Source organism: Prescottella sp. D32 (genome assembly GCF_037287305.1).
Classification (GTDB): Bacteria; Actinomycetota; Actinomycetes; order Mycobacteriales; family Mycobacteriaceae; genus Prescottella; species Prescottella equi.
The window spans coordinates 308,148-323,136 of record NZ_JARBSW010000003.1 but is presented as its reverse complement, the minus strand read 5'-3'; the positions used below and the strand labels follow the sequence as shown (position 1 = coordinate 323,136).

General features: G+C 70.2%; 13 protein-coding genes. All 13 read left to right on the top strand.

Annotated features, from left to right (window positions below; genetic code table 11):
- Positions 1–148 precede the first annotated feature (148 nt).
- The 13 genes from PSS76_RS16155 (at position 149) to PSS76_RS16095 (ending at position 14,944) form a co-directional block, all read left to right on the top strand.
- The gene (locus PSS76_RS16155) at positions 149–1,792 is read left to right on the top strand and encodes a UDP-N-acetylmuramoyl-L-alanyl-D-glutamate--2,6-diaminopimelate ligase (RefSeq protein ID WP_069856490.1); all 1,644 of its coding nucleotides are present in this window, start codon (positions 149–151) and stop codon (positions 1,790–1,792) included.
- On the top strand, positions 1,789–3,309 hold the full coding sequence (locus tag PSS76_RS16150) for a UDP-N-acetylmuramoyl-tripeptide--D-alanyl-D-alanine ligase (protein ID WP_013416362.1): 1,521 nt from the start codon (positions 1,789–1,791) through the stop codon (positions 3,307–3,309). Before PSS76_RS16155 ends, PSS76_RS16150 begins: the two co-directional genes overlap by 4 nt.
- Positions 3,306–4,400 (top strand): phospho-N-acetylmuramoyl-pentapeptide-transferase, encoded by a 1,095-nt coding sequence (mraY, locus tag PSS76_RS16145; RefSeq protein WP_005512540.1) that lies wholly within the window; start codon positions 3,306–3,308, stop codon positions 4,398–4,400. Before PSS76_RS16150 ends, mraY begins: the two co-directional genes overlap by 4 nt.
- A 3-nt stretch (positions 4,401–4,403) precedes the next feature.
- A complete protein-coding gene (gene murD / locus PSS76_RS16140) occupies positions 4,404–5,915 on the top strand; it encodes a UDP-N-acetylmuramoyl-L-alanine--D-glutamate ligase (RefSeq protein ID WP_337456349.1) in 1,512 nt (503 codons plus the stop codon).
- Complete coding sequence (gene ftsW, locus PSS76_RS16135) at positions 5,912–7,408, top strand: putative lipid II flippase FtsW (protein ID WP_081205745.1); 1,497 nt, start codon at positions 5,912–5,914, stop codon at positions 7,406–7,408. The genes murD and ftsW overlap by 4 nt, the downstream gene beginning before the upstream one ends.
- 5 nt (positions 7,409–7,413) lie before the next feature.
- Complete coding sequence (murG, locus tag PSS76_RS16130) at positions 7,414–8,568, top strand: undecaprenyldiphospho-muramoylpentapeptide beta-N-acetylglucosaminyltransferase (RefSeq protein ID WP_064078477.1); 1,155 nt, start codon at positions 7,414–7,416, stop codon at positions 8,566–8,568.
- Positions 8,565–10,061, top strand: coding sequence for a UDP-N-acetylmuramate--L-alanine ligase (gene murC, locus PSS76_RS16125; RefSeq protein ID WP_238781068.1), 1,497 nt, complete (start codon positions 8,565–8,567; stop codon positions 10,059–10,061). The genes murG and murC overlap by 4 nt, the downstream gene beginning before the upstream one ends.
- A 59-nt stretch (positions 10,062–10,120) precedes the next feature.
- Positions 10,121–10,894 carry a cell division protein FtsQ/DivIB gene (locus PSS76_RS16120; RefSeq protein ID WP_013416359.1) on the top strand — a complete coding sequence of 258 codons (774 nt, stop codon included), beginning with the start codon at positions 10,121–10,123 and terminating at the stop codon, positions 10,892–10,894.
- Positions 10,895–11,121: 227 nt separating this feature from the next.
- Positions 11,122–12,351, top strand: coding sequence for a cell division protein FtsZ (gene ftsZ, locus PSS76_RS16115; RefSeq protein WP_013416358.1), 1,230 nt, complete (start codon positions 11,122–11,124; stop codon positions 12,349–12,351).
- Between the two features lie 11 nt (positions 12,352–12,362).
- The gene (gene pgeF, locus PSS76_RS16110; RefSeq protein ID WP_005512548.1) at positions 12,363–13,088 is read left to right on the top strand and encodes a peptidoglycan editing factor PgeF; all 726 of its coding nucleotides are present in this window, start codon (positions 12,363–12,365) and stop codon (positions 13,086–13,088) included.
- Between the two features lie 22 nt (positions 13,089–13,110).
- A complete protein-coding gene (locus tag PSS76_RS16105; RefSeq protein ID WP_337456348.1) occupies positions 13,111–13,839 on the top strand; it encodes a YggS family pyridoxal phosphate-dependent enzyme in 729 nt (242 codons plus the stop codon).
- Between the two features lie 97 nt (positions 13,840–13,936).
- Positions 13,937–14,524, top strand: coding sequence for a cell division protein SepF (locus tag PSS76_RS16100; protein ID WP_005512550.1), 588 nt, complete (start codon positions 13,937–13,939; stop codon positions 14,522–14,524).
- Between the two features lie 117 nt (positions 14,525–14,641).
- Positions 14,642–14,944 carry a YggT family protein gene (locus PSS76_RS16095; protein WP_005512551.1) on the top strand — a complete coding sequence of 101 codons (303 nt, stop codon included), beginning with the start codon at positions 14,642–14,644 and terminating at the stop codon, positions 14,942–14,944.
- The last annotated feature ends 45 nt before the right edge of the window (positions 14,945–14,989 follow it).

The following is a 14,989-nucleotide window of genomic DNA, read 5'->3' as shown; positions in this document are numbered from 1 at the left end:
ACGGGCGTGTGCCGGGCACGCTGACTCGTGCAGCGGGAGTCGCCGCCGGTAATCTGACATGTCGATCATCGCGCGGTGACCCGCGTGAAGTTCCGAAAGAAATCCATCGGATACCCGATCCGAAGCGACCCGAGAGGACCTACTGCCTGTGCATCCGAGTCCGCAGCCGTCAACGCCGGACGCGGCGGCGGTGGGTGGTCTCCGGCCGGAGAATCCACCGTTCACTGCCCTGACCGACCTCGCGGCGCGGATCGGTGCCCGACTCGAGTGGATCGGGTCGCCCGGCGCCGACGCCGGTGACGTGACGGGCGTCGAGTTGCGGGCGCAGGCGGTGCGCCGGGGCGACCTGTTCGCCGCGCTGCCGGGGGCCCACACACACGGGGCGGAGTTCGTGGGTGTCGCCATCGCTGCCGGTGCGTCCGCCGTTCTCACCGACGACGCCGGCGTCGCGATGCTCGCTGTGCGCACCGGGGAGTCGGACGCGTCGCTGCCGGTGCTGGTGCACCCCGATCCGCGGCAGGTCCTCGGCGAGGCCTCGGCGACCATCTACGGGCACCCGTCCGAGCACATGCAGATCATCGGAATCACCGGCACCTCGGGGAAGACCACGACGTCGTACCTGGTCGAAGCGGGTCTCGCCGCGGCCGGGCACACGATCGGCCTGGTCGGCACGATCGAGACGCGGGTGGCGGGGCATCGGGTGCCGAGCGCCCTGACGACGCCGGAGGCGCCGCAGTTGCACGCGCTGTTCGCGGCGATGCGTGAACGCGGCATCGACACGGTCGTCATGGAGGTGTCGAGTCACGCGCTGGCGCTGGGCCGGGTCGACGGCGTCCGATTCTCGATCGGGGCATTCACCAACCTGTCGCAGGATCACCTCGACTTCCACAAGGATTTCGACGACTACTTCAACGCCAAGAGTCGGCTGTTCGCCGCCGACTCCGCGGTGTGCGCCCAGCGCGCAGTGATCTGCACCGACGACCGGTGGGGCGTCCGGATGGCCGAGATCGCCCGCCACGCGCATCCCGCTGACGCGGACGCGGTGGAGACCGTGTCCACGCACCCGCCCGCCGATTGGACGGCCACCGCCACGTCGTCGTCCGACACCGGAAACCAGGTCTTCACCCTCACCGGTCCCGACGGCACGCCGCGCACCGCGACACTTCGCCTACCCGGCCACTACAACGTCGCCAACGCCGCGCTGGCCGCCGCGATCTGCTGTTCGGCGGGAGCCGACGTGGACGCCGCTCTGGCCGGGATCGCGAACGTCGACGTCCCGGGTCGGGTGGAACGCGTCGAGCGGGGCCAGGACTTCCTCGCAGTCGTCGACTACGCCCACAAGCCGGCAGCACTGGAAGCCGTCATCGCGACCCTGCGCGGGCAGACGAAGGGGCGGATCGCCGTCGTCGTCGGTGCCGGCGGTGACCGTGACCGCGGCAAGCGGCCCCTGATGGGCGAGGCCGGCGCCCGCGGCGCCGACCTCTTGGTGGTCACCGACGACAATCCGCGCACCGAGGACCCCGCCGCCATCCGCGCACAGATGCTCGCCGGAGCCGTGGCCGTTCCGGACGCCGAGCGCGGGGAGGTCCGCGAGATCGGTGACCGCGCGGAGGCCATCGCCGCGGCGGTCCGCTGGGCGCGGACCGGTGACGTGGTGCTCGTGGCCGGCAAGGGGCACGAGTCGGGCCAGGAGGTCCACGGGGTGAAATACCCATTCGACGACCGCGAGGTCCTGGCAGCGGCGATCGCACGGATCGTTCCCGAGGATCGCGCACACGGAGGAAACGCATGATCCCGATGACGCTCGCTCAGATCGCTCAGGCGGTCGGCGGGACGCTCCACGACGTCGACGATCCGTCGGCAACCGTCTCGGGAACGGTGGAGTTCGATTCCCGCAAGATCACCCCGGGTGGCCTGTTCCTGGCGCTGCCCGGTGCGCGGGTGGACGGCCACGACCACGCGGCCGGTGCGGTCGCGGCCGGTGCGGTCGCGGTGCTCGCGGCGCGTCCCGTCGGGGTTCCCGCGATCGTCGTCGAGCCGCTCGGCACGTCGGGCAACGGGGCACTGGCCCTCGAACACGATCGTGACGGGTCCGGGGCCGCGGTGCTGGCGGCGCTCGGCAAGCTGGCCCGCGCCAGCGTCGACCGGCTCACCACCGAGTCGGGGCTGACGGTCGTGGGCGTCACGGGGTCGTCGGGCAAGACGTCCACGAAGGACCTGCTCGCCGCGGTGCTGTCGCCGCTGGGATCGGTCGTCGCGCCCCCCGGGTCGTTCAACAACGAACTGGGACATCCGTGGACCGCGCTGCGCGCCGACGCCGACACCCGGTTCCTGGTGCTCGAGATGTCCGCGCGCGGCCGTGGCCACATCGCGGCGCTCGCGGAGATCGCACCACCCCGTATCGGAGTGGTCCTCAACGTCGGTACCGCGCATCTCGGCGAGTTCGGCTCGCGCGAGGCGATCGCGGAGACCAAGGGCGAACTGCCCGCGTCGCTGCCGTCCGCGGCCGACGGCGGAGTGGCGGTCCTCAACGCCGACGACCCGCTGGTCGCGGCGATGGCGGACCGGACCGAGGCGCGCGTGGTGATGGTCGGCCTGTCGGGCAACGCCGACGTCCGCGCCACCGACGTGCGCCTCGACGACCAGGCGCGCGCGAGCTTCACGCTGACGTGCGCGGCCGGGGCGGTCCCGGTCACTCTCGCGGTCCACGGCGAGCACCACGTCGGCAACGCGCTCGCGGCGGCCGCCGTCGCACTCGAGTGCGGTGCGACCCTCGATCAGATCGCTGCGGCTCTCGGCGGCGCGGCGCCCGTGTCGGCCCGCCGCATGGAGGTCCGGGACCGGTCCGATGGCGTGACCGTCGTCAACGACTCGTACAACGCCAACCCCGATTCGATGCGCGCCGCGATCAAGGCGCTGGTGTCCATGGCGCGGTCGGGACGTGGTCCGGCGCGCCGGACGTGGGCGGTCCTCGGTGAAATGGCGGAACTGGGGCCAGAATCAGTGGTCGAGCACGACGCGATCGGACGGTTCGCGGTGCGCTTGGACGTGACCAAGCTGATCCTCGTCGGACCGGGCCGGCCCGTCCGCGCGATGTACCAGGGAGCGGTGATGGAAGGTTCGTGGGGTGACGAGGCGATCCACGTGCCCGACGGTGCGAGCGCGATCGCACTGCTCGAGCAGGAACTGAGGGCCGGTGATCTGGTGCTGGTGAAGGCGTCGCAGTCGATCGGTCTGTGGGAGGTCGCGGATGCCGTGCTCGCGGCGCCCGTGGCGGGTTCGGTGACCGGCGAGGAGGCGCCGCAGTGAGGCAGATCCTCTTCGCCGCGGGCATCGCGCTCGCCGTCTCCATCCTGCTGACACCGGTCTTGATCAAGGTCTTCTCGCGGCAGGGCTTCGGGCAGGAGATCCGGGTCGAGGGGCCCGCGAGCCACCAGGCCAAGCGGGGGACGCCCACGATGGGTGGTGTCGCCATCCTGGCCGGTCTGTGGGCCGGCTACTGGGGTTCGCACCTGATCGGCATCGGCTACGACGCGGAGGGCCCGACGGCGTCGGGTCTGCTGGTGCTCGGCCTGACGACCGCGCTCGGCGCGGTCGGCTTCCTCGACGACTTCATCAAGATCCGCAAGCAGCGCAACCTGGGCCTGAACAAGACCGCCAAGCTGGTCGGCCAGCTCGTGGCTGCCGTGGTCTTCGCGATCCTGGCGCTGCAGTTCCGCGGTGGCAACGGTCTGACACCCGGCAGCGTGCACCTGTCCTACGTACGCGACATCGCGACCGTCAGCATGGGTTCGATCGTCTTCATCCTGTTCGTGTACCTGCTGGTGAGCGCGTGGTCGAACGCGGTGAATCTCACCGACGGGCTCGACGGTCTCGCGGCGGGCTCGATGAGCCTCGTGCTCGGTGCCTACGTCATCATCACGTTCTGGCAGTACCGCAACGCGTGCAGTGGCGGGCCGGTCACCGCCGGACCCGCCAAGGGCTGCTACGACGTCCGCGACCCACTGGACCTGGCGCTGCTGTGCGCGGCGGGTGCCGCGGCGTGCATCGGCTTCCTGTGGTGGAACGCCGCGCCGGCGAAGATCTTCATGGGCGACACCGGTTCGCTGGCTCTCGGTGGCATGCTCGCGGGTCTGTCCATCACGACCCGCACCGAACTGCTGATGGTCGTCATCGGCGCGCTGTTCGTCGCCGAGGCCGCGTCGGTGGTCATCCAGGTGGCGGTCTTCCGATCGAGTCGCCGAAGGGTCTTCCGGATGGCACCGTTCCATCACCACTTCGAACTCGGTGGCTGGGCGGAAACCCAGGTGATCATCAGATTCTGGTTGCTGGCGGCGATCGCGTCCGCGATCGGGTTGGCGTTGTTCTACAGCGAGTACCTCGCGGCGATCGGGGACTGATCCATGCCGATCGATCCTGCGAACCTGGACGGGCTGCGCGGTGCCCGGGTCCTGGTGACCGGCGCGGGCATCTCCGGTCGGGCAGTCATCGCACCGCTGCACGACCTCGGAGCACACGTGACGGTCACCGACACCGCGGCCGACGCGCTCGCGCGTTGCGCGGAGGCGGGGGCGTCCACGGTGCCGGTCGACGACCTGGCGGCGGATCCTCGGCGGATGGCCGAGTTCGAGCTCGTCGTCACGAGCCCGGGCTTCCGGCCCGACGCACCCGTGCTGGCCGCCGCCGCGGCCGCGGGGGTTCCGGTGTGGGGCGACATCGAATTCACGTGGCACGTCGACCGGTCGGGGATGTACGGACCGCCGCGGCAGTGGCTGGTCGTCACCGGGACCAACGGCAAGACGACCACGACGTCGATGCTGCACTCGATCCTCGAGGCGGCCGGTTTCGTGTCCGCCGCGTGCGGCAACATCGGTCTTCCGGTCCTCGATGCGCTGCGGGCGCAGCCGCGGGCGGAGGTGCTGGCCGTCGAGCTGTCGTCCTTCCAGCTGCACTGGGCGCCGTCGGTTCGGCCCGCGGCGGGGGTCGTGCTCAACATCGCCGAGGACCACCTGGACTGGCACGGCGGCATGCCGGGATACGTCGACGCCAAGGCACAGGCTCTGACGGGCGCCGTCGCGGTCGTCGGGCTCGACGACCCGGTGGCGGCCTCGCTGGCGGACCGCTCGCGGGACGGGCGCACGATCGGATTCCGCCTGGGCGAACCCGACCCGAACGAACTCGGCGTCGTCGACGGCGTGCTCGTCGATCGCGCGTTCGCGGACGGCGCAGCCCTCGTTCCAGCGGACGAGATCAGCCCGCCGGGGCCGGCGGGAGTGTCCGACGCGCTGGCGGCCGCTGCGCTGGCCCGCGCGATCGGTGTCACCACCGATGCGGTTGCCGCGGGACTGCGTGCGCATCGCGTGGGCCCGCACCGAGCGCAGGTCGTCCGCACGCTCGCGGAGATCACGTTCGTCGACGACTCGAAGGCGACCAATCCGCATGCGGCGCGCTCGTCGATCGTCGCGCACGATTCGGTCGTGTGGATCGCCGGCGGCCTGCTCAAGGGCGCCCGCGTGGACGACCTCGTCGCCGAGGTGGGCGAGCGGATCGCCGGGGCGGTCCTGATCGGCCGTGATGCCGGGGCGATAGCGGACGCGCTCGCACGACACGCCCCCGAGGTTCCGGTCGTTCTCGTCCGCGCGGGCGACGATGGGGGCCATGAGGGTGTGGACGGGCCCGAGGAAGGCGCCGAGCCGGCGCTTCACCTCGATCTTCCCGCGGCGGACGCGGACACCGTGATGGCGGAGGCGGTGCGGACCGCTGCGGCGCTGGCTGCGCCGGGCGACGTCGTCCTGCTCGCGCCCGCGGCGGCGTCGCTCGACATGTTCGACTCGTACGGGCACCGTGGACGCAGTTTCGCCGCGGCGGCCGCGGCGCTGACCGCTGCCGACACCGGCCGGGGGATCGAGGGATGACCACGGCCGGCGAACGTGCGCCGCGCACCAGGATCGGTGCGTGGCTTGCGCGTCCGCTGACGTCGTTCCATCTCGTCGTCACGATCGCGATGCTGCTGACCGTCCTCGGTCTGGTGATGGTTCTGTCGTCGTCGAGTGTCGAGTCGGTGGCTCGTGACGGTTCGGCGTACGGCAAGTTCGTCTCACAGCTGATCTTCGCCACGGTCGGTCTGGTGATCTTCTACTGCGCGCTGATCGTTCCGGTGCGCCTGCTGCGCAAGTGGGCGCTGCCCGCGTTCGGCGTGACCATCGTGATGCTCGTGCTGGTGTTGATTCCGGGTATCGGTACGGAGTCCCAGGGCACGCGTGGCTGGTTCGTGATCGGCCCGATCTCCCTGCAGCCGTCGGAGCTGGCGAAGATCGCGTTCGCGGTGTGGGGTGCGCATCTCCTCGCTACGCGGCGGCGCGAGAACCCCCCGCTCAGGGAGATGCTGATACCGCTGGTGCCGGCGGCGCTGGTGGTGTTCTTCCTGATCGTCCTGCAGCCCGACCTGGGCACCACCATCTCGCTCGCGATCATCCTGCTGGCGCTGCTCTGGTTCGCCGGTCTGCCGCTCAAGATCTTCCTGTCCCTGCTGGTGGCCGGCGCGACTGCCGCGACCACACTGGCGCTCACCGCGGGGTATCGATCCGCGCGTGTCCAGTCCTTCCTGAACCCGGGTGACGACGCCCAGGGCGCGGGCTACCAGGCGCGGCAGGCCAAGTACGCGCTCGCCGACGGCAGCCTGTTCGGCGAAGGACTCGGCCAGAGCCGCGCCAAGTGGAGTTATCTCCCGAACGCGCACAACGACTTCATCTTCGCGATCATCGGCGAAGAGCTCGGCTTCATCGGCGCCGGCGCCGTGATCGGACTGTTCGCGTTGTTCGTCTACACCGGCCTGCGAATCGCTCGCCGGTCGGCCGACCCGTTCCTGCAGCTGCTGACCGCGACCGCCACCGCGTGGATCACCGGCCAGGCGTTCATCAACATCGGCTACGTCGTCGGCGTCCTGCCGGTGACGGGTCTGCAGTTGCCGTTGGTGTCGGCGGGCGGCACGTCGACGGCGACGACGCTACTGATGTTCGGCCTCGTCGCGAACGCGGCCCGGCACGAACCCGAGGCGGTGTCGGCGCTGCACAGCGGTCAGGACGGCCGCGTCGCGCGCCTGCTCCGGCTGCCGAAGCCGGCGGCGTACATCCCGCCTCGGAAGCGGGGCGCCGCGGTGGTCCGCGGGCAGGAGAATCGGAAGATCCAGCCGGCGCGCGGCGAGCGGGCCCCCGCTCGGACCGAGCGGATCGGCACCGGCAATCCGTACGGACAGCCACAGGGGCGTGGACACGACACGGCCCGCCGAACGCCGCCGGCCAGGGGCCGACGGTCGGACGACAACGAGGGGCGAAGCCCCATGACGGAGCGGGGGCGCGCGACGCGTGCGCGCGACCCGCGTCCAGGAGAGCGAGGAATACGTAGGTGAACGGCGTGAACGGCAGGAACGGCAGGAACGGCAGGAACACTGCCCTTTCGGTGGTGGTCGCCGGCGGCGGGACCGCCGGACACATCGAGCCGGCGATGGCCGTGGCGGACGCGGTCCGCGCGCTCGACCCGTCCGCCGTGGTGACGGCGCTGGGCACGCAGCGCGGACTCGAGACCACTCTCGTCCCCGAGCGCGGTTACCCCCTCGAACTGATCCCGCCGGTTCCACTGCCGCGTAAACCGACGATGGACCTGCTGCGCCTGCCGGGCAGGCTGCGACGCTCCATCGCCGCCACCCGTGAGGTGCTCGACCGCACCGACGCCGACGTGATAGTCGGGTTCGGCGGGTACGTCGCGCTGCCGGCCTACCTGGCGGCCGGGGCCGGGTTACTGCGGCGGCGCCGGAGGATTCCGATCGTCATTCACGAGGCCAACGCGAGTGCCGGTATCGCCAACAAGATCGGCGCCCGCCGGGCCCGACGCGTGCTCGCGGCGGTCCCCGGCTCGGGCGTCGCGGCCCGGGGAGCGGCGGACGCCGAGGTGGTGGGTATTCCGGTGCGCTCGTCGATCACGGGCCTGGACCGGGCGGCGCTGCGGGCGAAGGCGCGCGAGCATTTCGGTCTGCCCGCCGAAGGACCGGTGCTGCTGGTGTTCGGCGGTTCCCAGGGTGCGCGGTCGCTCAACGAGGCCGTCGTCGGCGCCGCGCCGCAGCTCGCCGCGGCGGGTGTGTCGGTGCTGCACGCGTACGGGCCCAAGAATTCGGTCGACGTCGAATCGGGGGCGGCGGCGCCCTACGTGGCGGTGCCGTACCTCAAGCAGATGGATCTCGCGTACTCCGCGGCGGACGCCGTGATCTGCCGTTCCGGTGCGATGACGGTAGCCGAGGTGTCCGCGGTAGGTCTGCCCGCCGTCTACGTGCCGTTGCCACACGGAAACGGTGAGCAGGAACTGAACGCCCGGCCCGTCGTCGCTGCGGGTGGTGGGATGATCGTGGCAGACGCGGAGCTGACGCCGCAGTTCGTGGCGGACACCGTCGTACCGCTGCTCGGAGACCGGGCGCGACTCGACGAGATGGGTCGCTGCGCCGCCGGCGCCGGTCACCGCAGTGCAGCCGCTGCGGTCGCGCAGATCGTTGTCGACGTAGCAAGGGGAAACCGATGAGTGAGCAGCTACCCGTGGGGCTCGAGCGGGTGCACATGGTCGGGATCGGCGGTGCGGGCATGTCCGGCATCGCGCGGATCCTGCTCGCTCGCGGCGGTCAGGTATCCGGTTCCGACGCGAAGGAGAGCCGCGGGGTGCTGTCGTTGCGCGCCCGCGGCGCCGTGGTGCGGATCGGCCACGACGCGAGCGCACTCGACCTGTTGCCGGGCGGGCCGACCGCTGTGGTCACCACCCACGCCGCGATCCCGAAGGACAATCCCGAACTCGTGGAGGCGGCGGCTCGGGGGATCCCGGTGATCCTCCGGCCGGCGGTGCTCGCGTCCCTCATGCAGGGCCACCGCACGCTCCTCGTGTCGGGCACGCACGGGAAGACGTCGACCACCTCGATGCTCGTGGTCGCTCTGCAGCACTGCGGATTCGATCCGTCGTTCGCGGTCGGCGGTGAGCTGAACGAGGCGGGCACCAACGCGCACCACGGCACCGGTGACGTCTTCGTCGCCGAGGCGGACGAGAGCGACGGCTCGCTGCTGCAGTACGACCCCGACGTGGTGATCGTCACCAACGTCGAGGCCGATCATCTCGACTTCTTCGGCACCAGCGACGCATACGTCCAGGTCTTCGACGACTTCGTCGCGCGGATCGCGCCGGGCGGCCTGCTGGTGGCGTGTCTCGACGACCCCGGGTCGGCGGCGCTCGCACGCCGAACGATCGAGGCGGGCCGCCACGACGTCCGTGTCGTCGGCTACGGCACCGCGGACGGTGTGGCCGCCGCCGGTCCCGTGCCGGTCGGCGTCGAGCTGGTGTCGTGGGAGGCCCGCGATACCGGGGGAGTGGCCCAGATCAGGTTCGCCGGTGAGGACGCCGCGCGCACTCTGCGCCTCGGGGTCCCCGGAAAGCACATGGCGCTCAACGCGCTTGCCGCTCTGCTCGCCGGTCGCGGCGCGGGGGCGTCGATCGACGAACTGCTCGAGGGGCTCGCCGGGTTCGGCGGAGTCCATCGCCGATTCCAGTTCACCGGGCGTGAGCGGGGCGTTCGGGTGTTCGACGACTATGCGCACCATCCGACGGAGGTGCGCGCCGTCCTCGGTGCGGCAAGCGATCTCGTCGACGACGACCGGCAGCCGGGCCGGGTCGTCGTGGTGTTCCAGCCGCATCTCTACTCGCGGACGGTCACGTTCGCGCAGGAATTCGGTGAGGCGCTCGATCTGGCGGACGAGGTCGTGGTGCTCGACGTCTACGGCGCCCGCGAGGAGCCGTTGCCGGGGGTGAGCGGGGCACTGGTCGCGCAGTCGGTGACGAAACCCGTTCATTATCAGCCGGATCGGTCGCAGGTGCCGCGTCAGGTCGCGAGCCTGGCGGAACCGGGTGACGTCGTGATCACGATGGGTGCGGGCGACGTGACGATGCTCGGTGGTCAGATCCTCGACGCACTGCGGGCTCGCCCCAACGGCAGTCGTTCGGCGGCAGCGGGATCCGGTTCGGAGCGGATGTGACCTCCGATCGCCGGAGTCGCTCGCGGGGCGGACGAAGCGACGCCAGGCGGGACCGCCGGGTGCGCTCCCGACCGAGCGAGCAGGTTCCGCAGGGCTCGTCCGTGCAGGTCGATTCGCCGGAGCCGGCGGAGCGGTCGGGCCGGGGATCCGTCGATCGGGCACGTGCCAGGTCGTTGCGTCGCAAGGTCTTCCTGATCGGCGGAACCGTGGCGGTGCTGATCGTCGCGCTCACGGCTACGTTGTGGTTCAGCCCCTTGATGTCGGTGCGGAGCGTCGAGTTCGTCGGCGACGGCGTGCTCTCGTCCGAGGAAGTACTGGCGCAGGCCCGGATCCAGGAGGGCAGGCCGTTGCTGCGGGTCGACACGGCCGCGGCAGCGCAGCGGGTCGCCGGCATGCCGCGGGTCGCGGAGGCCCGGGTGCGGCGCGAGTATCCGTCGACCGTCGTGGTCTCGGTCACCGAGCGGATTCCGGTGGTGTTCTTCGATTCCCCGGAGGGCACCCACCTCATGGACGAGAACGGCGTCGATTTCGCGATCGAGCCTCCGCCGTTCGGTGTGGTGCGTCTGGTGACTCCCACCCCGGGACGCGACGACCACGCGACGCAGGCTGCGCTCGAGGTGCTGGGGGCTCTACCGGAGTCCGTGCGCTTCCAGGTCTCCGAGGTTGCCGCGCCGACGATTTCGAGTGTCTCGGTTACTCTTGTGGACGGCCGTGTCGTGGTGTGGGGCAGTGCCGACGGCTCCGAGAGGAAGTCGGCGGTGGTGTCCGTGCTGTTGACGCAGCCCGGCCGGATCTTCGATGTGTCGAGTCCCGAGTTGCCCACAGTAAAGTGATGGGTGATCCTGGGGCCGCACACCGCAATCCAGGTCAGCGGCAACCAACGCCCGCAAAAACTTGGCGCGTGTCGGCGCGCCTGCTGGCGGATCGCTGTGCCACTGCATAGCGTTTCGCTTCGAGGGACTACTTGACATAACCTTGACCCTGTGGTTGAGGTTGAGGGTTTTCCGGCAATCACCCCCTTAGTACGAGCGCGAAACCCACTCACGGAAGGCGAGAGCCCATGACGCCCCCGCACAACTACCTCGCCGTAATCAAGGTCGTCGGTATCGGCGGCGGCGGCGTCAACGCGGTCAACCGCATGATCGAGCAGGGACTCAAGGGAGTCGAGTTCATCGCGGTCAACACGGACGCCCAGGCTCTGCTGATGTCCGACGCCGACGTCAAGCTCGACGTCGGACGCGAGCTCACCCGCGGCCTCGGCGCCGGCGCCGACCCGGAGGTCGGCCGCAAGGCCGCCGAGGATCACAAGGACGAGATCGAAGAGGTCCTCAAGGGCGCCGACATGGTCTTCGTCACCGCGGGTGAGGGTGGCGGTACGGGCACCGGTGGCGCGCCCGTCGTCGCGAGCATCGCCCGCAAGCTCGGTGCTCTCACGATCGGTGTCGTGACTCGTCCGTTCTCGTTCGAGGGCAAGCGTCGTGGCTCGCAGGCGGAGTCCGGTATCTCCGCGCTCCGCGAGTCCTGCGACACGCTGATCGTCATCCCGAACGACCGTCTGCTCCAGCTCGGCGACGCCGCGGTGAGCCTGATGGACGCGTTCAGGAGCGCCGACGAGGTTCTCCTCAACGGTGTCCAGGGCATCACCGACCTCATCACCACGCCGGGTCTGATCAACGTCGACTTCGCGGACGTCAAGAGCGTCATGTCCGGTGCCGGCAGCGCGCTGATGGGCATCGGCTCCTCCCGCGGGGAGGGCCGCTCGATCAAGGCTGCGGAGACGGCGATCAACTCGCCGCTCCTCGAGGCGTCGATGGAAGGTGCACGCGGCGTGCTGCTGTCGATCGCGGGCGGCTCGGATCTCGGCTTGTTCGAGATCAACGAGGCCGCGTCGCTGGTCCAGGAGGCCGCGCACATCGACGCCAACATCATCTTCGGAACGGTCATCGACGATTCGCTCGGCGACGAGGTGCGGGTCACGGTCATCGCGGCGGGCTTCGACGGCGGCGCTCCCGTGAAGCGTCCGCTCGAGGTCCAGTCCGCGATCGGTCGCGGCAACATCGGTGCCGGTCGTGCCGGTGAGGTCGGCCAGTCCGAGCGCCCCGCCGCGGCTGCTCCGGCGGCGCCCGCCGAGCCGGCGCCGGCCCCGCCGGTGGCCCCGCGTGAGCCGGTCGGTACGCCCACCGGATCCAGCCTTCCGCCGCTCGGATCCACGGGGTCGCGTGCCGTGCCGGTCGGTAACGAGGACGGCGAGGACGACGACGTCGACGTGCCTTCCTTCATGCGCCGTTGAGCGGGGCAGCTGTGACGGGTGTTCGGGTCCGGCGGGTCGTCACGAGTCGATCCGGCGGGGTCTCCGCGGCACCCTACGATTCGTTCAATCTCGGTGACCACGTCGGCGACGATCCCGCGGCGGTCGAGGCCAATCGCCGTCGACTGGCCGAAGGCATCGGCCTGCCGTTCGAGCGGCTGGTCTGGATGGAGCAGATCCACAGTCGCAACGTGACCGTCGTCGACGGGCCGGTCGACGGCCCCGTGCCGGCGACGGATGCGCTGGTGACGAAGGTGCCCGGCCTGGCGTTGGTGACGCTGAGTGCCGACTGCGTCCCGATCCTGCTGTCCGACGACGAGGCGGGCGTGATCGCCGCGGTGCACGCCGGCCGCATCGGTGCCCGCATCGGCATCGTCCCGAAGGTGCTCGGCGCCATGATCGAGCAGGGCGCGCGTCCCGAGCGGATCGGAGCGTTCCTCGGACCCGCGGCCAGTGGCCGCCAGTACGAGGTGCCGGCCGCGATGCAGGCAGATGTCGAGAAGTTCCTTCCGGGCAGCGCGACGCGGACGGCGAAGGGCACCCCGGGCCTCGATCTGCGGGCGGGCCTGCGGCGACAGCTTCTCGCCGCGGGAGTCTCCGGGGTCGCGGAGGACCCGCGCTGCACGATCGAGGATCCGACACTGTTCAGCCATCGTCGGGGCGCACCGACCGGAAGGCTGGCCGCCGTGATCTGGATGGATCCGTCCGGGTCGGAGTGACGGAAGAGAGTTGACTGTCGGGATGGGTAGGCACGAAGAAGTTGCGTCGGCCCTGACGCGCGTGCGCGCCAGGCTCGATGCGGCCTGCCGGGACGCCGGTCGGGAGCCGTCCGAGGTCGCCCTGCTGCCCGTGACCAAGTTCTTCCCGGCATCGGATGTGCGGGTTCTCTACGACCTCGGGTGCCGGGCGTTCGGTGAGTCGCGGGAACCGGAGGCGAGTACCAAGGTCGCCGAGTTCTCCGCCGATCCCGCCGTCACCGAACCCGTGCGCTGGCACATGATCGGCCGGCTCCAGCGGAACAAGGTGAAGTCCGTGGTGCGCTGGGCCGACACAGTCCATTCGCTCGACAGCGGCCGGCTCACCGATGCGCTGTCCGGCGCCGTCGCTGCCGCGCTGGACGCGGGGGAGCGTTCACGTGCCGTCGAGGTTCTCGTCCAGGTCAGTCTCGACGGTGATCCGTCGCGTGGTGGTGTCCCGGTCGCGGACCTCGAGAGTCTCGCGGATCGGGTGGCGTCCGCACCCGGTCTCGAACTGGCCGGCCTGATGGCGGTTCCGCCGCTCGGCGCGGACCCCGATGCTGCGTTCGCGCAGTTGCACGAGGTGCACGCCGACCTGATGCGCGTGTATCCGGGTGCGGGGACGCTGTCGGCAGGGATGACCGGGGATCTGGAGTCCGCCGTCCGCCACGGTTCGACGTGCGTGCGTGTCGGAACTGCGCTGCTCGGCTCTCGACCGATAGTCTCGAAATGATCACCAGTCACACATGGAACACCAGTCACACCCGGATTTCTGCGGTCGACCGCAGGATTAGCCAGTACCAGTCCGCCGCGCCCAGGAAGGTCGATCAATGAGCAGCCTGCACAAGTTCAAGGCTTACTTCGGCATGGTTCCCCTCGAGGACTTCGAGGACGACTACATCGACGAGCCCGGTCAGGGCCGTCGCGAATACGCGGAACCGGGTTACGCGTCGGCGCGTCGCGACGACGTCGACAGCGACTTCGATCGCTACGAGCCCGCGCCCCGGCCGTCCCATCAGCGCGTCGAATCGATCGCGCCGCGCGGAGTCGCTCCGCGACCGACCCGAGGTTCACTCGCGGTCGACCCGCGGCTCGATCGGGTCGAGAGCCGCCGCTCCGCCGTCGACGAGAGCGGCCCGCTGTCCAAGATCACGACGCTCCGTCCCCGTGACTACGGCGAGGCGCGCACCATCGGCGAGCGTTTCCGTGACGGCACGCCGGTGATCATGGACCTGGTCGAGATGAGCAACGCCGATGCGAAGCGCCTGGTCGATTTCGCCGCCGGTCTCGCCTTCGCGCTGCGGGGATCGTTCGACAAGGTCGCCACCAAGGTGTTCCTGCTCTCGCCCGCCGACATCGATGTTTCCGCGGAGGAGCGCCGCCGGATCGCGGAGACCGGCTTCTACAACCAGAAGTGACCTGGGCGCGGTCGGCCGGATCGTGTGACCCGGTCGGCTGCTTCGCGGGATTGTGACACGCGGCTCGGCTTCCCCATTGGTTTTGATCGACTGGTTCCTGTCAGGCAGAGTGAAGGTGTGGCCGTGTTCTCGGTGATCTACGTGATCCTGTTCATCTTCTGGTTGTTGCTCATCGGGCGGATCATCGTCGAGTTCATCAGAGTCTTCGCCCGTGACTGGCGGCCGACGGGCTTCGTGGTGGTCGTCCTCGAGGCGATCTTCACGGTCACCGACCCACCGGTGAAGCTCCTGCGCCGACTGATCCCGCCGATCTCGCTCGGCGGAGTCCGGCTCGATCTCTCGATCATGGTGTTGCTGTTCCTGCTCTTCATCCTGATGCAGGTGGTCGCAGGACTGGCTTCACCCGCAGGTTTCGTGTGACAGAATGGCCCGCAGTTACAGTGTGACTGGTAACGAAATGGTTAA

Coding starts and splice junctions, on each gene's coding strand:
- murC (WP_238781068.1), top strand. CDS start 8,565: ATGAGTGAGCAGCTACCCGTGGGGCTCGAGCGGGTGCACATGGTCGGG.
- ftsW (WP_081205745.1), top strand. CDS start 5,912: ATGACCACGGCCGGCGAACGTGCGCCGCGCACCAGGATCGGTGCGTGG.
- PSS76_RS16150 (WP_013416362.1), top strand. CDS start 1,789: ATGATCCCGATGACGCTCGCTCAGATCGCTCAGGCGGTCGGCGGGACG.
- PSS76_RS16105 (WP_337456348.1), top strand. CDS start 13,111: ATGGGTAGGCACGAAGAAGTTGCGTCGGCCCTGACGCGCGTGCGCGCC.
- murD (WP_337456349.1), top strand. CDS start 4,404: ATGCCGATCGATCCTGCGAACCTGGACGGGCTGCGCGGTGCCCGGGTC.
- ftsZ (WP_013416358.1), top strand. CDS start 11,122: ATGACGCCCCCGCACAACTACCTCGCCGTAATCAAGGTCGTCGGTATC.
- PSS76_RS16100 (WP_005512550.1), top strand. CDS start 13,937: ATGAGCAGCCTGCACAAGTTCAAGGCTTACTTCGGCATGGTTCCCCTC.